Raw genomic sequence first — 21,600 nt, 5'->3', positions numbered from 1 at the left:
CCTCAGATGTTCCGGAAGCGGTTGATGGCGTCGACGTGCTGGGCGCGCTTCTCCTCGTCGCGCACACCGAGGCCCTCGGTGGGCGCCAGCGCCAGGACTCCGACCTTGCCCTGATGGAGGTTGCGGTGCACGTCGTACGCGGCCTGCCCGGTCTCCTCCAGCGAGTACACCCGGGAGAGCGTCGGGTGGATCTTGCCCTTCGCGATGAGCCGGTTGGCCTCCCAGGCCTCGCGGTAGTTGGCGAAGTGTGAGCCGATGATCCGCTTCAGGGACATCCACAGGTAGCGGTTGTCGTACTCGTGGTTGTAGCCCGAGGTCGAGGCGCAGGTGACGATCGTGCCGCCCTTGCGGGTGACGTACACGCTTGCGCCGAAGGTCTCGCGGCCCGGGTGCTCGAAGACGATGTCGACGTCCTCGCCGCCGGTGAGCTCACGGATGCGCTTGCCGAAGCGCTTCCACTCCTTCGGGTCCTGGTGGTGCTCGTCCTTCCAGAACCGGTAGTCCTCGGCGTTGCGGTCGATGATCGCGTCGGCGCCCATCGCGCGGCAGATGTCCGCCTTCTGGGGGCTGGACACCACGCAGATGGGGTTGGCGCCGCCGGCGAGCGCGAACTGGGTGGCGTACGAGCCGAGTCCGCCGCTCGCGCCCCAGATGAGGACGTTGTCGCCCTGCTTCATGCCGGCGCCGTTGCGGGAGACCAGCTGGCGGTACGCGGTGGAGTTCACCAGACCGGGGGCGGCGGCCTCCTCCCACGACAGGTGGTCGGGCTTGGGCATCAGCTGGTTGGACTTCACAAGTGCGATCTCCGCCAGGCCGCCGAAGTTCGTCTCGAAGCCCCAGATCCGCTGCTCGGGGTCGAGCATCGTGTCGTTGTGCCCGTCGCTGGACTCCAGCTCGACGGACAGGCAGTGTGCGACGACCTCGTCACCGGGCCGCCAGGCGTTCACGCCCGGACCGGTGCGCAGCACGACGCCCGCCAGGTCGGAGCCGATGATGTGGTACGGCAGGTCGTGGCGCTTGGTGAGGTCGCTGAGCTTGCCGTAGCGCTCCAGGAACCCGAAGGTCGCCATGGGCTCGAAGATCGAGGTCCACACCGAGTTGTAGTTGACCGAGGAGGCCATCACGGCCACCAGGGCCTCGCCGGGGCCGAGTTCCGGCACCGGCACGTCGTCCAGGTGGATCGACTTGCGGGGGTCCTTGTCGCGGGTGGCGAGCCCGGTGAACATCTCGGTCTCGTCCTTGTGCACGGTGATCGCGCGGTACGACTCGGGGAGCGGCAGTGCGGCGAAGTCGGCGGACGTGGCCGTCCGCGACTGAATCGCGTCCAGGATTTCCTTCACGATGGTGCCTCCGGCGATGAGCGTCTGAGGGGAACGCTGAGGGTTACGTCGGGGTGGTTGCTGCTGGGGTGAGGCAGTGCCGTCGGTTCGGCGGGGGTGGTGCTCGGCAGCGCGTTGTGGCGCGGAAGGTTGCCTGTGACGCAGGCGTCCGGGCGCGCAGACCAATCGGTTTGCGGGGACAGCCGGCGTACGAAGGATCTCTGCACGCCGGCCGCCCGGACCACTTCAACGTATGGCACGCCGTGTCACTCCGCAAGGCACGGAGTGCCAGAAGTTGCGCTCAGATGAAATCTTTACGTAACACGTGAGCGATGATCGATCAGGTTGGGCCCGAAAACGCCCGAATGTGGGCAAAAAACTGCCGGACGCGCTCAGATTGAGCTCGTCCGGCGATGAGGCGTTCGGTGAGGGCGGCGGGTGAATCGCGGTTCCGCGGAGTGCCGCTACGGCCGTTCCCTGAGCGCCTGCTCGATCGTGCGCATCACCTGGTCCAGGGGAGCGTCCACGCGGGCCACGGTCACCAGCACCTCGCCCTCCACGGACGCGGTGGAGGCGGACGACGAGAGCGGTGCGGTCTCCCGCCCGGCACCGATCCCCGTACCGAAGGTCTTCCGGACGATCGCGAAGGCGTGGTCAAGCTGGCTCTCGACGTCTCCCTGGCCGCCCGCCCGCAGCCACCGCCGCAGCACGTGGTTGTGGGCCGTGACCACGGCGGACGCGGCGACCTCCGCGAGCAGCGGGTCGTCGTTGGCGTCGTCGTCGTGGGCGTGCTCGTCGAAGTGGCCCAGCAGATAGCGGGTGAACAGCCGCTCGTACCGCGCCACGGACGCGATCTCCGCCTCCCGCAGGGTCGGTACCTCGCGGGTGAGCTTGTAGCGCGACACCGAGATCTCCGGCCTCGCCGCGTACATCTTCATGACTTCCTTGATGCCGCGGCACACCGTGTCGAGCGGATGCTCGTGCGCCGGCGCCGCGTTGAGCACCGCCTCGGCCCGGATCAACGTGTCGTCGTGGTCCGGGAAGATCGCCTCTTCCTTGGAGCGGAAGTGCCGGAAGAAGGTGCGCCGGGCGACCCCGGCCGCGGCCGCGATCTCGTCGACGGTCGTCGCCTCGTACCCCTTGGTCGCGAACAGCTCCATCGCGGCGGCCGCCAGTTCGCGGCGCATCTTGAGCCGCTGCGCGGCCGCACGACTGCCCGCGGCACTCTCCGGAGCGTCGGACGTGGCTGGGGTACGGGAGGACTTGGCGGGCTGGGACATGCCCCGAACGTACTGCATGTACGCGGCGGGGCGCTCATGACCGGGTCTTTCCCCGACCGGGACCGGGACGGTGACGGGGGCGGTGACCGGGGCGGGGGCGGCGGCCGGATCGAGCAGCCCGCCCCAGTCCCGGTCCCGGTCCGCGGGGCCGTCTCCGGGCCGGAGGCCGGCCCGGAGGTCGCGTGGCTCAGCGCCGGGCATATTCGCGGAAGCCGCGGCCCGTCTTGCGGCCGAGGCAGCCCGCGGCCACCAGGTGCTCCAGGAGGGGCGCGGGGGCGAGGCCAGGGTCACGGAACTCGCGGTGCAGGACCTTCTCGATGGCCAGCGAGACGTCCAGGCCGACCACGTCGAGGAGTTCGAAGGGGCCCATCGGGTAGCCGCCGCCGAGCTTCATCGCGGCGTCGATGTCGTCGAGCGTCGCGTAGTGCTCCTCGACCATCTTGATCGCGTTGTTCAGGTACGGGAACAGCAGCGCGTTCACGATGAAACCGGCCCGGTCGCCGCAGTCCACCGGGTGCTTGCGGACCTTCGCGCAGACCTCCCGGACCGTGGCGTGCACGTCGTCGGCGGTCAGGACCGTACGCACGACCTCGACCAGCTTCATCGCCGGGGCCGGGTTGAAGAAGTGCATGCCGATCACGTCCTGCGGCCGCGAGGTGGCGCGGGCACAGGCCACGACGGGCAGCGACGAGGTCGTGGTGGCCAGGATCGCGCCCGGCTTGCAGACCTTGTCGAACACCGCGAACAGCTGCCGCTTGATCTCCAGGTCCTCGGCGACCGCCTCCAGCGCCAGATCGACGTCCGCGAAGGCGTCGTACGAGCCCGCCGGAGTGATCCGCCCCAGCGTCTCGGCGGCGGCCTCGGCGGTCATCCGGCCCTTGTCGACGGAGCGCGAGAGCGACTTGCCGATACGGGCCTTGGCGGTCTGCGCCTTCTCCTCGCTGCGCGCGGCGAGCACGACCTCGTACCCGGCCTTCGCGAAGACCTCCGCGATACCGGACGCCATGGTGCCGGAGCCCGCGACGCCGACCGAGCGCACGGTACGGCCGGGCACCGGCGAAGCGCCCTCCAGGGGAGTCAGCGCGTCCCGCACGACGGTCGCGCTGCCCGGGGCGTCGTACGTGTAGAAGCCGCGCCCCGACTTGCGGCCGGTCAGGCCCGCCTCGCTGAGCTGCTTGAGGACGGGGGAGGGCGCGTGCAGCCGGTCGTGCGACTCGGCGTACATGGCCTCCAGGACCGTACGCGCGGTGTCGACGCCGATCAGGTCCAGCAGGGCGAGCGGGCCCATGGGCAGGCCGCAGCCCAGCTTCATCGCGGCGTCGATGTCCTCGCGGCTCGCGTACTTCGCCTCGTACATCGCGGCGGCCTGGTTGAGGTAGCCGAAGAGCAGCCCGTCGGCGACGAAGCCGGGGCGGTCGCCGACCGCGACGGGCTCCTTGCCGAGTTCCAGGGCGAGGTCCGTGACGGCGGCGACGGCGGCCGGTGCGGTCAGCACGGACGAGACCACCTCGACCAGCTTCATCGCCGGGGCCGGATTGAAGAAGTGCAGGCCAAGGACCCGCTCGGGGCGGGCCGAGTCGGCGGCCAGACGCGTGACGGACAGCGCGTTGGTGCCGGTCGCCAGGATCGTCTCCGGGCGCACGATGCCGTCCAGCTCCCGGAAGATCTGGTGCTTGATGTCGTACGACTCCGGCGCCACTTCGATCACCAGGTCGGCGTCGGCAGCGGCCCGCAGGTCCGTGGAGGTGACGAAGCGGGCGAGGGCGTCGTCGCGCTCCTGCTCGGTGAGGCGTCCGCGCCGCACGGAGCGGGCGGTCGCGGACTCCAGGGCGGCGGTGGCCTGAGTGGCGGCGGCCTCGCTGATGTCGATGCCCACGACCTCGCGGCCGGCCGTGGCCAGGATCTCGGCGATGCCGGTCCCCATCGTGCCGAGGCCGACGACGGCGACGGTCTTGAGCGGGGACGCGGAGAGCGACAGGGAAGGGTCGGACAGGGGAGTGGCCATCGCGGGACTCCAGGATGAGTGACGACTGAGGGACGCACTCGGATACGCCAACGGGCGTACGCAGTGCGGAGGTTGCGGGTGATGCCGGGCTGCGGAAGCGCACCCGCCCGGCGCCGTGAGTGGGTGCGAACGCAAGCCCACGAAAACGGTGAGGAAGACCCGACCGGCCCTGTCCCGGAGCCGTGTCGTACTGAGGTACATGAAGTACCGAACCGACCAGCACCCGCGGCGGCTGCGTCACCAGGCCACCGCGAGCAAGTCAGCGAGTGGGTAACTCGCTCGATTGAGCTTAACTCGTGGGTAACGAGCGCGCCAGTCCCCGGTGAATGTGACGTACGTCGCCGATAGGCTTCGCCGATATGGACGAAGAGTTGCGATCGCTCACCCAGCGCTTACGGCATGAGGCGGGCGCGGCCGCGTCGTACTCGTACGAGCGGCTGGCCTCGACCGACGACTTGGACGAACTGGCCGATGTGCTCATCGCACCCGAACAGCGGCTCTGGGCACGGGAGTTGGCCGCTTTCCGGCTCGGGCTCGCCGGGGACCGGCGAGCCTTCGAGGCACTCGTCCTGCTGCTCAACCACCGCGACCCGCAGCGCTGCGTGTCCGCCGCGCACGCCCTGGCCCGGCTCGGCGACCCGCGCACGGCCCGCGCGGCGGCCGCCCTGGCCACCAACGAACTGCGCGTCGCCTACGCGCTTCATCCGGTACGGCTCCTGGTCGAGCTGCGCGCTCCCGAGTCCGTACCCGCGCTGATCACGACCCTGGCCCGCAGGTTCCGCCCGCACGATCCGTACCGCCGTGTCGCCATCGCGTGCGTGGACGGGCTCGGCGCCCTGGGCGACGAGCGGGCCCGCCCCGTCCTGAACGAGGCCCTCGCCCATCCGCCGCTGGCCCAGGCGGCGGCAGGCGCGCTGAAGCGACTGCCGGCGCAGCGGACGCCGCGCGGATAGGCGCGGACGGGAGTGGATGGGCACGGGGGAGTGCCCTTGTGAACAGAGGGATGCCGAGTGCCTTTGGAGAAGGCGGGGTCGCCGGGGGTTCGCCCGGCGGGAGACGGGCGACCGGCAGGCGGACGAACACCGCGGGATCCGACCTGCCGTCATCTCCACGCATCTGGCCCGGGTCCTGCTCCCCGACGGCCCCGGTCCGCGGGGCCGCACATTTCGCACGATAGGCAGTGGACGGGGGCCCGGGTATCCCCCAGGCGGGGCGAACGGCCCCCTCAGATGGGCTGATTCACCGTTCTACGTGCCGCTCCACATGCCGCTCCACGTCCTCCGGTGTCATGCGGTCGGGCGCGGCAGGATGCCCCGGCGCGTCGCCGTGACCACGGCCTCCAGCTGGCTGTGGGCGCCCAGTTTCACCAGGACGCTCTTCACGTGCCCGCGCACCGTGTGCCGGCTGAGCACGAGCCGGTCCGCGATCACCTTGAGGCCGTGTCCCTGGGCGAGCAGGGCCAGCACCTCGTGCTCCCGGCGGGTCAGCCCGCTCCGCTCCCACTGCCGCTCGGGCAGCCGCGCCGCCAGCGTGGACTCCTCCACCAGGAGCTTGCCGTCGGCCGTGGTCCGGATCGCGGTGAGGATGTCCCCGAAGGCGCTGTGCTTGGCGAGGAAGGCCGAGGCGCCCGCCGTCACAGCCCGGGCCAGCTGGTCGGGGGTCGCGTCCGCGGTGAGGACGACCACCCGGGTCGCGGGATGCGCGGCCTTCAGCAGCCGGGTGCCCTCGATACCGTCCGTGCCCGGCAGATGGATGTCCATGAGCACCACGGCGGGCGGCCGACGGGCCGCCTCCCGCAACGCCTCGTCGACCGTGCCCACCGCGTCACCGCAGTCCAGGTCGGGCTGCGCCGCGATGGCGATGGCCAGGGCGTCGGCCAGCGCGCGCTGGTCCTCGACCACGAGCACGCGGATCATCCCGGATCCTCCCCCTCCGGATGGCCGGCTCTCCCTGGGCCGGTTGTGGCGATGCGCTTTCGAGCGTAGTGCCGTGCGGTGTCGGCGGGACCTGGCCGTACTCGGAAATGTGTTCCCCGTGTCTGGCCCAACGGCGTTGTCACAGTCCAGAGTTGAGGCCCTAAGCGTGGTTCTCCGCCCCCGCCGCCCCTTTCCGTTTTGTCCCTGGGGGCTGCGCCCCCAGACCCCCGCATCGCGCTGACGCGCTCGTCCTCAAGCGCCGGACGGGCTGGTAGTCAGCCTCTCTCCGGCGTTTGAGGAGCGGGGGTTCGGGGGCGGAGCCCCCGAGTAGTGACGGGAATGGGTAGGGGCGGCGGGGGCGACATCAATGACTGACGACGGACCGCGGGATCTGTACGAGGCCATGACGCTGGCCGCGCACCAACTGCACAACCCGCTCGCCGCCCTGGGCGCCCTGGTGCACGTACTGAAGGAGCCCCCGCCCGATCTGACGGACGAGGCGCGGGCGGAACTGGTCGAGCGGATCGCCGAGCGCACGGCCCGACTGCAGTCCCTGGTCCGCAAACTGCTTACCGCCGCCCGCATCGACGGCGCGTGGCAGCAAGGTGTGCCGGAAACGGTGGCGGTGCTGGACTTCCTCCTGGAACGGCTCGCCGAGTCCGCGGCCGGCGGCCGTGATCTGCGACTGGCCGTTCCGGCGCGGCTGGTGGCCCGCGTCGACCGGGTCGGCTTCGCCGAGATCTTCACCAACTACCTGGAGAACGCCCTCGCCTACGGCCGGGAGCCCGTGGAGATCACGGCGCGCGCCACCGGCGGACGCGTCGAACTGTCCGTCGCGGACCACGGCCCGGGCGTGCCCGAGTCGTTCGTCCCGCACCTCTTCGAGCGCTACCGACGCGACCCCGCCACGGCGGCCGCCACCGAGGGCACCGGCCTCGGCCTGTGGATCGCCCGCAGCCTGGCCCGCGCGAACGGTGGCGACGCCTGGTACGAGCCGGGCCGGCCGAACGGCGCCGTGTTCTGCGTGAGCCTGCCCCAGGGACGACGTGAGCGCGACGATGCGAGCCCGACGACGTGAGCCCCAGGACATGACCGCCAGAACCTGAGCCTCCCTCAGGAGCCGCCCAGCACACGGGCGTAGCGCGCCTCCGGCACCTCGACACCCTCCACCTCGAAGGGCTCCTCCGCGCCGTCCGGGGCGAAACCGGCCTTCTCGTAGAAGCGGCGCGCGTTCGCGTTCTCCCGGAGCACCCACAGCAGCATCCGGCCGTGCCCAGCGGTCGTGCAGCGGGCGGTGGACTCCCGCAGCAGCGCGCGGCCCACACCGCACGCGATCCGGTCGGGGTCCACATAGATGGCGTACAACTCGGCGTCCGCCGTGCGGACTTCACCCTCCCGGTACGGGCCGTGGCACGCCCAGCCGACGACATCGCCGTCGCACTCCGCGACCAGATTCACCACGCCCTCACCGGCCCGCTCGAAGCGGGCCCGCAGACGCCTGGCTTCCTCCGCCGCGTCGAGTCCGTCCAGGTACGCCTGCGGCATCATCCCCTTGTACGCCGTCTGCCAGCCGTGCACGCGGATCTCGGCCACGCGGGGGCAGTCGGCCAGGGCCATCTCCCGGACGCGAAGGGTGGGAGAGGGGGAGTGGAGGTGCTCGTCCATGGCGGCACCCTAGGCGGCCGTGGGGGATGGGTTCCGTGAATTACCGCGGGCCCGTGGATCGCCGCCCGGGCGCCACCCGAGGCTGACCGGGGCGATACCCGCGGCTCACTCGGGCAGCAGCGCGAACGCCTCGATCTCCATCAGGAACTCCGGGCTCACCAGGGCGGCGACCTGCACGGCCGAGGCGGCCGGGAGGCGGTCCGGGGATATGTGCTCGTCCCGGGCCGCGCGGACGGCCGGCATGTGCGCCATGTCCGTGACGAAGTAGGTCAGTTTGACCACGTCGTCGAAGGTGGCCCCGGCCGCGGCGAGACAGCGCCGCAGGTTCTCGAAGACCTGACGGGCCTGCGCCGCCGGGTCGCCCTCCCCGACGAGCTTGCCGTCCTCGTCGAGCGCGAGCTGGCCCGAGACCGCGACGAAGCGGCCCGTGCCCATGACGACGTGGGTGTACGCGGTGGCGGGGGCGACCCCGTCGGGGGCGGAGATGCGCGTCAGTTCGGCCATGGATCAATCCTGCACCACGGCACTGACAACGCCCCCGACGGGAAGCCGCCGCTCACCTGCCGGGGCTCAGCCCCGGAATCCGAGCAGCCCGTGCAGCGTCGCGCCGCGCGAGCCCGAGGCCTTCTTGCTCAGCGGCTTGGGGTCGGGCAGCGGCTTGCACACCGCGTCGACCTCACCGCCACTGCGCGGCACCCTGCCGTCGGTCAGATACGTGACCAGGTGCTTGTCCAGGCAGGCGTTCCCGCTCAGTGTGACGCCGTGGTTGCCGCCGCCCTGCTCGACCACCAGGCTGGAGCCGCCCAGCAGATGATGGACCATGACACCGCCCTCGTACGGAGTGGCCGCGTCGTTCGTCGCCTGGAACAGCAGCACCGGCGGCACCGAGTCGTTGGAGACGTCCACGGGCTCCAGGGAGTCCGTCGGCCAGAACGCGCACGGCGCGTTGTACCAGGCGTTGCTCCAGGTCATGAAGGGCGCCTTCTCGTACGCCTCCCAGTTGTCCTCGCGCCACTTCTCCCAGTCGCGAGGCCAGGACGCGTCACGGCACTGCACCGAGGTGTAGATGCTGTAGCTGTTGTCGCCCGCGGCGTCGACGGCACCGAAGTTCCGGTACGCCTCGACCAGCGGGTCGTCGTTCTTGTCGTTGACGAAGGCCGCGAACGCCTCGGCGAGATACGGCCAGTAGCCGTTGTAGTAACCGCCGGGGGCGAACGTGTCCTCCAGTTCGGAGGCGCCCACCGTCTTGTCCGCGGGCTTCTTCGCCAGGGCTGCCCTCATCGCGTACCACTTGGCCTCGATCCTCTCCGGATCGGTGCCGAGCCGGTACTTCGCGTTGTTCTTGGCGACCCAGGCCATGAAGGCCCGGTGACGGTCGTTGAAGGCGTGGTCCTGCGCGAGGTTGTCCTGGTACCAGACACCGGTGGGATCGACGATGGAGTCGAGCACCATGCGCCGTACGCGGTCCGGGTGGAGCTTCGCGTAGACGGCGCCCAGGTAGGTGCCGTACGAGTACCCGAAGTAGTTGATCTTCTTGGCGCCGAGCGCGTGCCGGATCGCGTCCATGTCCTGGACGGCGCTCACGGTGTCGAGGTACGGCAGCAGCTTCCCGTACTTCGCGCCGCACGCCTTGGCGAAGGACTTGACCCTGTCGAGGTTGGCCTTCTCCAGGGCGGGGGTGCTCGGCAGCGAGTCGGGGCGTACGGGCTTGAAGTGCCCCGGCTTGCAGTTGGGGGCGGGCTTGCTGGCGCCGACGCCGCGCGGGTCGAAGCCGATGACGTCGTACTGCGAGGCCACCGCCTTCGGCAGCGTGGCCGCGACGAAGCCGGCGAGCGTGAGACCGCTGCCGCCGGGGCCGCCCGGGTTCACCAGGAGCGGTCCCTGGGACTTCTTCGCGGTGTGCGGCACCCGGGACAGCGCGAGTGTGATGCGCTCGCCGTGCGGGTGCGTGTGGTCGAGCGGCACCTTCAGTGACGCGCACTGGAGCGTCGGATAGGCGGTGGTGCCGCACTTCTTCCAGGTGAGCTTCGCCGGGTCGGCGGAGAGCGTGGTGCGTGGTGCGGTCGCGGAGTCGGCGCTCGCACCGACCGGGATCGCGGTGATCATTCCGGCCACCACTGCGGCGGCACCGCACAGAGCGGCTGCGCGTCGGTTCACGATGAATCGCCTCGCATGGATGTTCCGGGCAGGGATTCTGGCCTGATCCTCGGGCCGGGGGTCCGGGGGTCCCCCGGGGAGATGCAGCATCGGACCTCCCAGGACGGAGGGTGTGGGCCGTGCACGCCACGGCCTTCGCCGTATCGTTCCGGCGCGGGCGCCCGGAAGGACCGATTCTGACAAGAGTTTGACCCGATCGGGCCGCGCGATGCGCCCGGATGCAGCTGAGAAGCGCTGGTCGGAGCTGATGGCGGTGTCGGTCGGAGAAGAGCGGTGCCGGTCGGAGAAAGGCGGTGCAGGTCAGAGAAGGGTGAGCTGGGTCGGCTCCGGGAGGGCCGGTTCGGCGGGTGCCGGGATCCTGCGCGGCATCCCCGCGCGCGTGGGGCCTATCCCGTACTCCTCGGCCAGTTCGTGGACCTGACGGGTGATCCGGCGCTGGTACCACTTCGGGGCGTAGGCGCCCTCCGCGTACAGCCGCTCGTAGCGGCGCACCAGATACGGGTGGTGGTGTGCCAGCCAGCTCATGAACCACTCGCGCGCCCCCGGCCGCAGATGCAGCACGAGCGGGGTGACCGAGGTGGCGCCGGAGGCCGCGATCGCCCGTACAGTCGCGCGCAGCTGGGACGGGTCGTCGCCCAGGAAGGGGATCACCGGGGCCATCAGGACCCCGCAGTCGATGCCGTGCTCGCTCAGCGTGCGGACGGCGTCGAGGCGGCGCTCGGGGGCGGGCGTGCCCGGCTCCACGGTCCGCCACAGCTCGTGGTCGGTGAAGCCCACCGAGACGGAGATCCCGACCTCGGTCACCGCGGCCGCCTGCTTCAGGAGGTCGAGGTCACGCAGGATCAGCGTGCCCTTGGTGAGGATCGAGAAGGGGTTCGCGTGGTCGCGCAGGGCCGCGATGATGCCGGGCATCAGCTGGTAGCGGCCCTCGGCGCGCTGGTAGCAGTCCACGTTCGTGCCCATCGCTATGTGGTCGCCGAGCCAGCGCCGCGAGCCTAGGTGCCGTCGCAGCAGTTCCGGCGCGTTCACCTTCACCACGATCTGGCTGTCGAAGCCGAGGCCCGTGTCGAGGTCCAGATAGCTGTGGGTCTTGCGGGCGAAACAGTAGACACACGCGTGCGTGCACCCCCGATAGGGGTTGACCGTCCACTCGAAGGGCATGCGCGAGGCGCCCGGCACCCGGTTCACGATCGACTTGGCCCGGATCTCGTGGAACGTGATTCCACGGAACTCCGGGGTGTCGAACGTACGTGTGGTCACCGCGTCCGCGCCGAACAGCGCGGCGTCCCTCGGCAGGTTGCCGCCGGACTCCACTGTGAGGTTCTCCCAGCGCATGACGCCTCCTCGGTAGCACTGGACACAGAATAGAACACATGTTCCCTTGATCGTGCGAACTCACTTTCGACGGGCGTGGCGTCCGAGGCTCCGGGGCCTTGAGGGGACCCCGATTTGGGCGGCTCGACCGCCTGATGGTTGGCTGAGCGCTGACCCCCGAGATCCCGAGTGCTGGAGGAACGCAATGGCGCAGGTCGAGGCCACCACTGAGCGAGTCGTAGCGGCTCAGCCCGACGACGTGTTCGACGCGCTGGCCGACTACACCGGCACGCGTCCGAAGGTCCTGAGCGAGCACTTCAGTGAGTACGAGGTGCGCGAGGGCGGCGACGGAGAGGGCAGCCTCGTCCACTGGAAGCTCCAGGCCACCAGCAAGCGCGTCCGCGACTGCCTGCTGGAGGTGAGCGAGCCGACCGACGGCGAACTCGTCGAGAAGGACCGCAACTCCTCGATGGTGACCACCTGGCGGGTCACCCCGGCCGGCGAGGGCAAGTCCCGCGTCGTCGTGACCTCGGTGTGGAACGGCGCGGGCGGCATCGGCGGCTTCTTCGAGAAGACCTTCGCGCCCAAGGGCCTCGGGCGGATCTACGACGAGGTGCTGGCGAAGCTCGCCACCGAGGTGGAGAAGTAGCCCTCACGGACAGTTCCGGCCGGCGCCAGGAGGCGCTCGGCCGGGCGATTCTCACGCTCACCGTTTCGAGTGGTTTTCGGTATGGCTCCGTCGTGCGCCGTAGGGCTCCCACCGGCCATTACGCCTGCTGAGCCCCACTGACGGGCGACTCGTCGCGCTTGCTCCCAGTTGTCGCGTAATGCGAGAAATGGGCCGCGCAGGCGCGACGAGGGGAGCAGCACGTGGGCGGGACGACTCTGGCGGCGAGCGAACGCGGCGTTTCGGCCCCGGCACCTGACACACCCCAAGGGCCGCCGGAACCAACGCGGTTCGAGACGCTCAGCCCGGCCCGCGTGCGGACGGTGTTCTTCGCGCTGATGCTCGCGCTGCTGCTCGCCGCGCTGGAGCAGATGATCGTCGCCACCGCCCTCCCGAAGATCGTCGGGGAGCTGCACGGCCTGGACAGGATGTCCTGGGCGATCACCGCGTATCTGCTCACGGCCACCGTCGGACTGCCCGTCTACGGCAAGTTCGGCGACCTCTACGGTCGCAAGGGCGTCTTCCAGTTCGCGATCGTCGTCTTCGTGATCGGCTCCGCGCTGGCCGGACGGTCGCGCACCATGGACCAGTTGATCGCCTTCCGCGCACTCCAGGGCGTCGGCGCCGGCGGACTCATGATCGGCGTGCAGGCGATCATCGCGGACATCGTGCCGCCCCGGGAACGCGGCCGTTTCATGGGCCTGATCGGTGCCGCCTTCGGCCTCGCGTCGGTCGCGGGACCGCTGCTCGGCGGCTACTTCACCGACCACCTCTCCTGGCGCTGGTGCTTCTACGTCAACGTGCCCTTCGGCCTGGTCACGCTCGCCGTCGTCACCGTAGTGCTCAAACTGCCGAAGCCGACCGCCCGGCCCCGTCTCGACGTCCTCGGCGCCCTGCTGCTGGCCGCCGCCTCGACCTGCCTGGTCCTGCTGACCAGTTGGGGCGGAACCCAGCACGCGTGGGACTCGCGCGTCATCCTCGGGCTCGGGGTCGGAGCCGTCGCCGCGACTGTCTTGTTCCTCGTCGCCGAGCACTTCGCGGCCGAACCCCTCATGCCCCTGCGGCTGTTCCGCGACGGGGTCTTCAACGGCACCGCCCTGGTGGGCGTGATCGTCGGGGTCGCCCTCTTCGGAGCGGCGAGCTATCTGCCCACGTACCTGCAGATGGTCGACGGCGCCAGCGCCACCGAGTCCGGCCTGCTCATGCTCCCGATGATGGCCGGCATCGTCGGAGCCTCGGTCGTCGCGGGCCAACTCATCAGCCGCAGCGGCCACTACAAGATCTACCCGATCCTCGGCGGCTTCCTCTCCGTCCTCGGCATGTGGCTCCTGTCGCGGCTGGAGGTCGACACGCCCCGGCTGCACTACAGCATCTGGATGGCCGTGCTCGGCGCCGGGATCGGCCTGGTCATGCCCGTACTGATCCTCGCCGTGCAGAACTCCGTGGACCCCCGCGACCTCGGCACCGCGACCAGCGCCAACAACTACTTCCGGCAGATCGGCGGCAGCGTCGGCGCCGCGCTCTTCGGCACGCTCTTCGCCGACCGGCTCGCCGACTCCCTCGCCGAACGGCTGCCCGCCGGGGCCGGCCTGCCCGACCCCGAGTCCATCACCCCGCAGCTCGTCCACGCACTGCCCGCCGAGCTTCGCGACGGCTACATCACGGCCTACGCCGACGCCATGCCGCGGATCTTCCTCTACCTGGTGCCGGTGCTCGTCCTGGGCCTGCTCGTCGCCTTCTTCCTCAAGGAGAAACCGCTGGTGTCCCACCACACCCCTGCCGCCCCCGAGACCACCGCGTCCTACAACTCCGCGGTCCCGCAGGCTCGTTCGTACGCCGCCGGGGTGCCCGTCTGCGGCACCGTCCAGCATCCCGACGGCACCGTCGTGCCCCGCGCCGCGCTCACTCTCATCGACGTCGCGGGACAGCAGATCGGGCGGGGCGCGAGCGGGGACGACGGACGGTACGCGCTGTCGACGCCCGGCGCGGGGTCGTACGTCCTCATCGCCGCGGCCGGCGGGCATCAGCCGCAGGCCGTCAGTGTCACCGTCGGGGAGCGGCCGGTCGAGCTGGACGTCGTCCTCGGCGGCGCCGGACGGCTGGCCGGGAGCGTGGTGACGGCCGACGGGACGCCCGTACGGGACGCGATCGTCACGCTCACCAACGTGCACGGTGAGGTGGTCGCCACGACCCGCAGCGGGCGTGAAGGGGGTTACGTCATCACGGAGTTGGTGGCCGGGGAGTACACGTTGGCCGCGAGTGCGCCGGCCTTTCGGCCCGCCGCACTGCCGGTGAGTGTGCAGGCCGCCCGGGAGACTCGCCAGGATGTCGAACTCGCCGGTGGCGCGGTGCTTCGGGGGACTGTGCGGGCCAGTGGGGGGCGGCCGGTCGAGGACGCGCGGGTGACGCTGCTCGATGCCGCGGGGAACGTGGTGGACACGTTGACCACCGGGGGTGACGGAACGTTCCGGTTCGTTGATCTTTCTTCGGGGGAGTACACGGTGATTGCCGCTGGGTACCCGCCGGTGGCCACCGTTCTGCAGGTGGCCGGGGGTGGGCGGACCGAGCGGGATCTTCAGTTGGGGCATGAGGACTGAGGGCTGTTCGTCGGCTGCGGGCAGGTGGGGGCTGGGCGCGCGCCCACGCGGCGGAGCCGCGCAATGTCACAGCCCCGCGCCCCTATCGGGGCGCTGGTGTGCGCCGGTGCCAATTCCCTCAATGCCACACATGGCAACCACGCGCGGACGTACCGTGGTTGTGCTGGTTACAGATCTTGCGGACCGTGGGGAGAGAGGGCCTGGGCCATGGACCGTGGCACCGAGATGGGCACAGCTCACGGCCGTGCGGGCGGTAACGGGGTCGCGGCGGGCCGGATTCCGTTGGCCGTGGTGGTCGTCGACCGCGAAGGTCTGGTCTCGCACTGGAGCCGGGGCGCCCGGCGGCTGTTCGGGGCCGCCAGGGACGAGGCGGTCGGACGGCCCGCCGTCGATCTGCTGCCCGTGTCCGGCGCCCTGCCCGATGACGACGAGACCGCTCCCTACGGGGCGTACTCGGCGTACGACGGTCTCGGGCCCGACCTGGAGTCCTCCCTGGACGGGCGGCTGTCCTATCCGGCGGCGGGGCGCGCGCGGTTGTCGGCGCCCGACAGCGCCCGGATCGATGTGCTGTGGTGGGCGTATCCGCTGGTGGGCCCGGGGCCCGAGCGGCTGCTGGTGCTCGCCGCCGACGCGGCCGGGCTGCGCCACGAGGACACCGGCGCGGGGCCGGCCGTGGAGCGCATCGCACCCGGGTTCGCGCTGCACACCGACTTCCCCGGCGCCGAGGAACTGGCCCGCAGGCTGCCCGAGATCCTGCCCAGCATGAGCGTCGGCGAGAGTGCCCGCATCGTCTCCCAGGTCCTCGAACTGGGTTATCCCGTCCTGGAGTTCAGCCAGAACGACCGAGTGCCCGTCACTCCCGACTGGGGCGTGCCCCGGCGCGCAGAGCGCAAGGCGCGTCAGGAGCGGGCGGCCGCCGCCGCCGCGGCCGGCGCACCCCTGCCGCAGGGCGAAGCCGACGAGGTCGAGAACCTCGAATACGCCGCCGTCCGTGAACGCCTGGAATTCCTGAACGAGGTCAGCGGGCGCATCGGCACCTCGCTCGACCTGTCCCGCACCATCGTCGAGGTCAGCCGGGCCGTGGTCCCGCGCTTCACCGACGTGGCCGGCACCTATCTCCGCGAACAGGTCGTCGCAGGTGAGGGCTTCCCCGAGGGTGTGCCCGACACCACCACCATGTGGCACCGGGTCGCCCTGGAGCACACGGACGAGCCGGGCCGCTGGGACGACGTCGTGCCGGTCGGCGAGGCCATGCCGTTCCCGGCCCACACCCCGTTCTTCCAGTGCATGACCACCGGCGACCCCGTCCTGGTGCCCCGCATCAGCGAGCAGATGGGGCACATGATCGCTGCGCAGTTCGAGAAGCGCGACATCCGGCCCCTCATCACGGGCCGCTCCATGCTGGTCGTGCCCCTCAAGGCCCGCAACGTGGTCCTCGGCTTCATGATCCTGCTGCGGCACCCGGAGCGCGTCGAGTTCAACGACATGGACCGCGTCACCGGCGCCGAACTCGCCGCCCGCGCCGGGCTCGTACTCGACAACGCCCGGATGTACACGTACCAGGAGAGCGTCGCCGACACCCTCCAGGACAGCATGCTGCCGCACATCGCGCCGCGCATGGCGGGCTGCGACATCGCGACCCGCTATCTGCCGGGCACGCTGCTGGGGCGGGTCGGCGGCGACTGGTTCGACTCGGTCAAACTCCCCGGGTCACGGACCGCGCTCGTCGTCGGCGACGTGATGGGGCACGGGCTCAACTCGGCCGCGATGATGGGCCAGTTGCGCACCGCAGTACAGACCATGGCGGCCCTCGATCTGCCGCCCGCCCAACTCCTGCGCAACCTCGACGACTTGGCGCAGCGTCTCGGCGAGCACTACCTCGCGACCTGCCTGTACGCGGTGTACGACCCCATCAAGAGCGAGTTGCAGATGGCCAACGCGGGCCATATCCCACCGGTGTTGGTCCGCGCCGAGGGCGGTCGCAGCGATCTGCTCGACCTGCCGACGGGCGCGCCCATCGGCGTCGGCGGGGTGCCCTTCGAGTCCGTACGGGTCCAAGTGGCGCCCGGCGACCGGCTCGTGATGTGCACCGACGGCCTGGTCGAGGTCCGCGGTGAGGACATCGGTGTCGGACTCGCCACGCTCTGCGAGTCCGCCGCGCACCCGGCCGCTTCCATGGACGACGCCTGCGACACCATCATCCGCGCCCTCAACACCCGCGGCGGCCGCAAGGACGACGTGGCGCTCCTGATGGCCCGGCTCAACGGCATCGAGCCCGAGGACGTCGCCCGGTGGCGGATCGGCCACGACCGGACGGAGGTCGCCAGGGCGCGCGCCGCGGTCCGCGAACAGCTCCACGCGTGGGGTCTGAACTCCCTTGTCGACCCGACCGAGTTGATGGTCAGCGAACTCGTCACCAACGCCGTACGGCACTCCCACAGCCGGCCGATCGAGCTGCGGCTCGTCCGGGGCGAGACACTGCTGTGCGAGGTGGACGACGACGACCACACCCTGCCGACGCTGCTCAGCGTGCGCCGGCTCGACGAGTTCGGGCGCGGGATGCATGTGGTCAGCACGCTGGCGCGGGAGTGGGGGACCAGCCGGACGAGCTCCGGCAAGACGGTGTGGTTCGAGTTGACCTTGCCACGCCGCTAGCCCTGTCGGCCTTGCTGGCCCGGGCCACCGCTGCCGGCTCCTGGGGAGCGAGAGGCACGCGGGGCGCACATCGGCGTGCGGCCGTCGAATGAGCGGTGAAGGTGTGCGCCGCGTGCTTGTCGGTTCACTCCCGGCGCGATAAACCGGACTGCCCGTCACTTTTCGGCGGTCCGCGGTAGCGTCCTGGGGAGCTTTCATGAGTGTGACGACTCGGTACAGAGAGGCCTGGGAGGGCTTCTGGAGTGAGGCCCCCGGCGAGCAGGGGGCCGTCTTCTGGGACGCCGAGCCCGCGGTCACGGTCGGGATCCATCTCGGGCTCCTCGAACCGTACTTGGCGGCTCCCGGCCTGCCTCTCGTGGACCTCGGATGCGGCAACGGGACCCAGACCCGGTTCCTCGCCGACCGCTATCCGCATGTCATCGGTGCCGACCTCTCGGCTGCCGCCCTCGATCACGCCCGGCTCGCGGACCCGGCGGGGCAGGCCTCCTACCGGCTGTTCGACGCGGCCGAGAAGGTCGAGGCCGAGACGCTGCACGCGGAACTCGGTGACGCGAACGTCTATATGCGGGGCGTTCTGCATCAGTGCGAGCGGGACGATCGGCAGCCGGTGGTGGACGGGCTCGCCACGCTTGTCGGCGACCGGGGGCGTGCCTTTCTTGTCGAGCCCGCGGAGGCGGCGGGGCCGATTCTGCGGGATCTTGCCCAGGGCCCGGGCGGTCCTCCGGCCAAGCTCGCGCCCGTGTTCCGGCATGGGATCGCGCCGGGGGAAGTGGCTGACGCCGCCGTGCCCGAGTATCTGCGGGCTGCGGGGCTCGCCGTTCTGGCCAGTGGGGAGTTGCCGCTTGTGACGACCGAGTATCTCGCGGACGGGACGCGGATCGAGTTGCCGTCGAAGTGGGTTGTGGTGGGGCGCGGCTGACAGTCCGGGGCTGCGTGGCGGGTGCGGGTGTGCGGGTGCAGGTTGCGCCCACGTGGCGGAGCCGCACGACGTCGCAGCCCCGCGCCCCTATCGGGGCCCGTGGTGACCGGGGTCCGATAGGGGCTGCCCGCCGCCGTGGCGGCGCGGCCCGGGCACCCTTGGCCCATACAGAGGTATGTGACATAGTACTGGCGTGACCAAGTCGCTGACCTGCGATGTTGTGGTCGTCGGGGCCGGAATGGTCGGGGCGGCCAGTGCTTTGTACGCGGTTCGGGCGGGGCTGAGTGTCGTGCTGGTGGACCGGGGGCCGGTGGCCGGGGGTACGACCGGGGCGGGGGAGGGGAACCTGCTCGTCTCGGACAAGGAACCGGGGCCCGAGCTCGAACTCGCCCTGCTCTCCGGGCGGTTGTGGGCCGATCTCGCCGCCGAGACCGGAGTGGCCGGGGCCGTCGAGTACGAGGCCAAGGGCGGGGTCGTCGTGGCGTCCGCACCTGAGGGGCTCGCGGCGCTGGAACAGTTCGCCGTCGGCCAGCGCTCCGCCGGAGTGGAGGCCGTGTCCGTCGCCGCCGGTGAACTCCACGATCTGGAGCCCTACTTGGCGAAGGGGCTCGCGGGCGGGGTCCTCTATCCGCAGGACGCCCAGGTGATGCCGACACTGGCCGCCGCCCATCTCGTACGGCTCGCCCGCGCGGCCGGTGCCGAGTTGCGGACCGGGTGGACGGTCACGGAGGTGCTGCGCACGGTGGCGGGGGCGGTGCGTGGAGTCCGTACCTCGCACGGCGATGTCCACGCGCCCACCGTCGTCAACGCCGCCGGGACCTGGGGCGGGGAACTGGCCGCGCTGGCCGGGGTGTCCCTGCCCGTGCTGCCCCGGCGCGGCTTCGTCCTGGTCACCGAGCCGCTGCCCCGCCGGGTGCGGCACAAGGTGTACGCCGCCGACTACGTGGCCGACGTGGCCAGCGACTCGGCCGCGCTGCAGACCTCCCCGGTGGTCGAGGGCACGGCGGCGGGACCGGTACTGATCGGGGCGAGCCGGGAACGGGTCGGCTTCGACCGCTCCTTCTCCCTGCCCGTCGCCCGGGCGCTCGCGGCGGGGGCGACCCGGCTGATCCCCTTCCTGGCCGAGGTCAGGGCCATGCGCGCCTACCTCGGCTTCCGGCCGTACATGCCCGACCATCTGCCCGCGATCGGGCCCGACGCACGCGTACCCGGGCTCTTCCACGCGTGTGGGCACGAGGGCGCGGGCATCGGACTCGCCACCGGGACGGGCCACTTGATCGCCCAGGTGCTGACGGAGAAGGCCCCCGACCTGGACCTCGCGCCGTTCCGCCCCGACCGCTTTCCGGATCCGGTGACCGAGGAGGCTCCGTGACGCCCCGCACTCCGCTCGACCTGGTCGACGCCCGGCCCGGGCCCGCCTTCACCGTCACCTTCGACGACCGGGAGATCGCCGTCCTGCCCGGTCGGACGATCGCCGCCGCGCTCTGGTCGGCGGGCATCACGTCCTGGCGTACGACCCGGGGGAGCGGCGAGCCGCGCGGTGTCTTCTGTGCCATCGGGGTGTGCTTCGACTGTCTGGTGAGCGTCAACGGGCGGGTGAACCAACGGGCTTGTCTGGTCCCGGCCGAGGCCGGAGACGTGATTCGCACACAGGAAGGGACCGGTCACCATGACTGAACGACGCCGCCTTGCGGTGATCGGCGCGGGGCCCGCCGGGCTCACGGCCGCCCTCGCCGCCGCGGCTCGCGGTGTGCGGGTGACCCTGGTCGACTCCGCCCCGCAGGCGGGCGGGCAGTTCTACCGCCAGACCGCCCCGGGGCTCGGGGCCCGCCGTCCGCAAGCGCTGCATCACCAGTGGCGTACCTGGGAACGGCTTCGGGACGGACTCGCGGCGCATGTCGCTGCAGGCCGCGTCAGTCACCTGACGGATCATCATGTGTGGTTCGTGGAGCGGCAGTCCGGCACCGCCACCGCCGACGACACCGCTGAAGGCTTCGGGTCCTTCGCCGTTCACGCTCTCCTCGGGCCCGGGCAGGAAGAGCCTGTCACCGTTCACGCGGACGCTGTGCTGCTCGCCACCGGTGGGTACGAGAAGGTGCTCCCCTTTCCCGGCTGGACCCTCCCCGGAGTGGTGACCGCCGGTGGGGCGCAGGCCATGCTCAAGGGCGGGCTCGTGCTGCCGGGCCGTACCGCCGTGGTGGCCGGGACCGGGCCGTTGCTGCTGCCCGTGGCCGTCGGGCTCGCCTCGGCCGGGGCGAAGGTCGCGGCCCTGGTGGAGTCCGCCGATCCCCGGAACCTCGCCCGGCAGGCCCGCGTGCTCGCCGCCCATCCCGCGAAACTCGCTGAAGGCGCCCGGTACGCGGCCGAGTTGGCCCGCCACCGTGTCAGGGCCCAGGTCCGCAGCACGGTCGTCGCCGGACACGGCACCGGCCGACTCGAAGCCGTCACCGTCGCCGCCCTGGACGGTGACGGGCGGGTCAGGCCGGGAACAGGCCGGCACGTCCCCTGCGACACCCTCGCCGTCGGCCACGGCATGCTCCCGCACACCGACCTCGCCGAAGCGCTCGGTTGCCGTCTCGACGGGGTCGACGTCGCCGTGGACGACGAACAGCGCACCGAGGTGCCCGGCGTCTGGGCCGCCGGCGAGACCACGGGGATCGGTGGCGCGGCGCTCGCGTCGGCCGAGGGCAGGATCGCCGGACTGTCCATCGCGGCCCGACTCAACTCCCGTACACCCGACAGGAGTTCGTACGCATCGGCCGCCAAGGCGCGTGCCGGGCTGCGGGAGTTCTTCGCCGCCGTCGACACAGTCTGTGCCCCGCCCGCCCATTGGACCGAGCAGGTCACCGACGACACCGTCGTGTGCCGGTGCGAGGAGGTGCCCGCCTCCGCGATCCGGGAGGCCGTCGACGAGCTCGGCGCCGGGGACGTACGCACCGTGAAACTGCTGACCCGGGCCGGGATGGGCTGGTGCCAGGGGCGGATGTGCGGCCCGGCGGTCGCGGGGCTCGCGCGCTGTCCGGAGACGCCCTCCCGACGGCCGTTCGCCCGGCCGGTGCCCCTCGGGGTGCTCGCGAGTGAACCCGGCGAACCCGCATGACACGTC

General features: G+C 71.2%; 17 protein-coding genes. 9 read left to right on the top strand and 8 right to left on the bottom strand.

Going from position 1 to position 21,600, the window contains the following annotated elements; all coding sequences use genetic code 11:
• Nucleotides 1-2 precede the first annotated feature (2 nt).
• The 3 genes from ccrA to ACH4YP_RS04360 all read right to left on the bottom strand — a co-directional run bounded on the left by ccrA (nt 3) and on the right by ACH4YP_RS04360 (nt 4,604).
• A complete protein-coding gene (gene ccrA / locus ACH4YP_RS04370; protein ID WP_361069512.1) occupies nt 3-1,340 on the bottom strand; it encodes a crotonyl-CoA carboxylase/reductase in 1,338 nt (445 codons plus the stop codon).
• Nucleotides 1,341-1,783: 443 nt separating this feature from the next.
• Complete coding sequence (locus ACH4YP_RS04365) at nt 1,784-2,599, bottom strand: TetR family transcriptional regulator (RefSeq protein ID WP_361069509.1); 816 nt, start codon at nt 2,597-2,599, stop codon at nt 1,784-1,786.
• A gap of 187 nt (nt 2,600-2,786) precedes the next feature.
• Nucleotides 2,787-4,604 carry a 3-hydroxybutyryl-CoA dehydrogenase gene (locus tag ACH4YP_RS04360; protein ID WP_361069506.1) on the bottom strand — a complete coding sequence of 606 codons (1,818 nt, stop codon included), beginning with the start codon at nt 4,602-4,604 and terminating at the stop codon, nt 2,787-2,789.
• Between the two features lie 359 nt (nt 4,605-4,963).
• Between ACH4YP_RS04360 and ACH4YP_RS04355 the strand changes: the two genes are divergently transcribed.
• Nucleotides 4,964-5,557, top strand: coding sequence for an adenylosuccinate lyase (locus tag ACH4YP_RS04355; RefSeq protein ID WP_361069504.1), 594 nt, complete (start codon nt 4,964-4,966; stop codon nt 5,555-5,557).
• Nucleotides 5,558-5,890: 333 nt separating this feature from the next.
• Here ACH4YP_RS04355 and ACH4YP_RS04350 read toward each other — a convergent pair whose 3' ends face one another.
• Complete coding sequence (locus ACH4YP_RS04350) at nt 5,891-6,520, bottom strand: response regulator (protein WP_398489281.1); 630 nt, start codon at nt 6,518-6,520, stop codon at nt 5,891-5,893.
• Nucleotides 6,521-6,887: 367 nt separating this feature from the next.
• Between ACH4YP_RS04350 and ACH4YP_RS04345 the strand changes: the two genes are divergently transcribed.
• The gene (locus ACH4YP_RS04345) at nt 6,888-7,598 is read left to right on the top strand and encodes a sensor histidine kinase (RefSeq protein ID WP_398489280.1); all 711 of its coding nucleotides are present in this window, start codon (nt 6,888-6,890) and stop codon (nt 7,596-7,598) included.
• Nucleotides 7,599-7,633: 35 nt separating this feature from the next.
• Here ACH4YP_RS04345 and ACH4YP_RS04340 read toward each other — a convergent pair whose 3' ends face one another.
• From ACH4YP_RS04340 to ACH4YP_RS04325, 4 genes are all read right to left on the bottom strand, one after another.
• Nucleotides 7,634-8,185, bottom strand: coding sequence for a GNAT family N-acetyltransferase (locus ACH4YP_RS04340; protein WP_398489278.1), 552 nt, complete (start codon nt 8,183-8,185; stop codon nt 7,634-7,636).
• A 105-nt stretch (nt 8,186-8,290) separates the two neighbouring features.
• Nucleotides 8,291-8,689 carry a RidA family protein gene (locus ACH4YP_RS04335; RefSeq protein ID WP_361053500.1) on the bottom strand — a complete coding sequence of 133 codons (399 nt, stop codon included), beginning with the start codon at nt 8,687-8,689 and terminating at the stop codon, nt 8,291-8,293.
• Nucleotides 8,690-8,755: 66 nt separating this feature from the next.
• A complete protein-coding gene (locus ACH4YP_RS04330) occupies nt 8,756-10,342 on the bottom strand; it encodes an alpha/beta hydrolase (protein WP_361053497.1) in 1,587 nt (528 codons plus the stop codon).
• Between the two features lie 300 nt (nt 10,343-10,642).
• Nucleotides 10,643-11,677, bottom strand: a complete 1,035-nt coding sequence (locus ACH4YP_RS04325) for an Rv2578c family radical SAM protein (RefSeq protein WP_398489277.1) — start codon at nt 11,675-11,677, stop codon at nt 10,643-10,645.
• A 184-nt stretch (nt 11,678-11,861) separates the two neighbouring features.
• Between ACH4YP_RS04325 and ACH4YP_RS04320 the strand changes: the two genes are divergently transcribed.
• The 7 genes from ACH4YP_RS04320 (at nt 11,862) to ACH4YP_RS04290 (ending at nt 21,594) form a co-directional block, all read left to right on the top strand.
• Nucleotides 11,862-12,305: an SRPBCC family protein gene (locus tag ACH4YP_RS04320; protein ID WP_189840899.1), complete on the top strand. Its 444-nt coding sequence runs from the start codon at nt 11,862-11,864 to the stop codon at nt 12,303-12,305.
• Between the two features lie 221 nt (nt 12,306-12,526).
• Nucleotides 12,527-14,920, top strand: coding sequence for an MFS transporter (locus tag ACH4YP_RS04315; protein ID WP_398489276.1), 2,394 nt, complete (start codon nt 12,527-12,529; stop codon nt 14,918-14,920).
• A 207-nt stretch (nt 14,921-15,127) separates the two neighbouring features.
• Entirely contained in the window at nt 15,128-17,575 is a 2,448-nt protein-coding gene (locus ACH4YP_RS04310) for a SpoIIE family protein phosphatase (protein ID WP_398489274.1), read from the top strand.
• 196 nt (nt 17,576-17,771) lie between these two features.
• Nucleotides 17,772-18,494 (top strand): class I SAM-dependent methyltransferase, encoded by a 723-nt coding sequence (locus ACH4YP_RS04305; RefSeq protein ID WP_361053485.1) that lies wholly within the window; start codon nt 17,772-17,774, stop codon nt 18,492-18,494.
• Nucleotides 18,495-18,687: 193 nt separating this feature from the next.
• Nucleotides 18,688-19,866, top strand: a complete 1,179-nt coding sequence (locus ACH4YP_RS04300; RefSeq protein ID WP_398489273.1) for an NAD(P)/FAD-dependent oxidoreductase — start codon at nt 18,688-18,690, stop codon at nt 19,864-19,866.
• Nucleotides 19,863-20,171, top strand: a complete 309-nt coding sequence (locus ACH4YP_RS04295) for a (2Fe-2S)-binding protein (protein ID WP_398489272.1) — start codon at nt 19,863-19,865, stop codon at nt 20,169-20,171. The genes ACH4YP_RS04300 and ACH4YP_RS04295 overlap by 4 nt, the downstream gene beginning before the upstream one ends.
• Nucleotides 20,164-21,594 carry an NAD(P)/FAD-dependent oxidoreductase gene (locus ACH4YP_RS04290; RefSeq protein WP_398489271.1) on the top strand — a complete coding sequence of 477 codons (1,431 nt, stop codon included), beginning with the start codon at nt 20,164-20,166 and terminating at the stop codon, nt 21,592-21,594. The genes ACH4YP_RS04295 and ACH4YP_RS04290 overlap by 8 nt, the downstream gene beginning before the upstream one ends.
• The last annotated feature ends 6 nt before the right edge of the window (nt 21,595-21,600 follow it).

Source organism: Streptomyces sp. NPDC020747 (assembly GCF_044334695.1).
Classification (GTDB): Bacteria; Actinomycetota; Actinomycetes; order Streptomycetales; family Streptomycetaceae; genus Streptomyces.
The sequence above is the reverse complement of the archived record's forward strand: the minus strand, read 5'-3'. Positions and strand labels throughout refer to the sequence as shown.

Coding starts and splice junctions, on each gene's coding strand:
- ACH4YP_RS04365 (WP_361069509.1), bottom strand. CDS start 2,599: ATGTCCCAGCCCGCCAAGTCCTCCCGTACCCCAGCCACGTCCGACGCT.
- ACH4YP_RS04360 (WP_361069506.1), bottom strand. CDS start 4,604: ATGGCCACTCCCCTGTCCGACCCTTCCCTGTCGCTCTCCGCGTCCCCG.
- ACH4YP_RS04355 (WP_361069504.1), top strand. CDS start 4,964: ATGGACGAAGAGTTGCGATCGCTCACCCAGCGCTTACGGCATGAGGCG.
- ACH4YP_RS04350 (WP_398489281.1), bottom strand. CDS start 6,520: ATGATCCGCGTGCTCGTGGTCGAGGACCAGCGCGCGCTGGCCGACGCC.
- ACH4YP_RS04345 (WP_398489280.1), top strand. CDS start 6,888: ATGACTGACGACGGACCGCGGGATCTGTACGAGGCCATGACGCTGGCC.
- ACH4YP_RS04340 (WP_398489278.1), bottom strand. CDS start 8,185: ATGGACGAGCACCTCCACTCCCCCTCTCCCACCCTTCGCGTCCGGGAG.
- ACH4YP_RS04335 (WP_361053500.1), bottom strand. CDS start 8,689: ATGGCCGAACTGACGCGCATCTCCGCCCCCGACGGGGTCGCCCCCGCC.
- ACH4YP_RS04325 (WP_398489277.1), bottom strand. CDS start 11,677: ATGCGCTGGGAGAACCTCACAGTGGAGTCCGGCGGCAACCTGCCGAGG.
- ACH4YP_RS04320 (WP_189840899.1), top strand. CDS start 11,862: ATGGCGCAGGTCGAGGCCACCACTGAGCGAGTCGTAGCGGCTCAGCCC.
- ACH4YP_RS04310 (WP_398489274.1), top strand. CDS start 15,128: ATGGACCGTGGCACCGAGATGGGCACAGCTCACGGCCGTGCGGGCGGT.
- ACH4YP_RS04305 (WP_361053485.1), top strand. CDS start 17,772: ATGAGTGTGACGACTCGGTACAGAGAGGCCTGGGAGGGCTTCTGGAGT.
- ACH4YP_RS04290 (WP_398489271.1), top strand. CDS start 20,164: ATGACTGAACGACGCCGCCTTGCGGTGATCGGCGCGGGGCCCGCCGGG.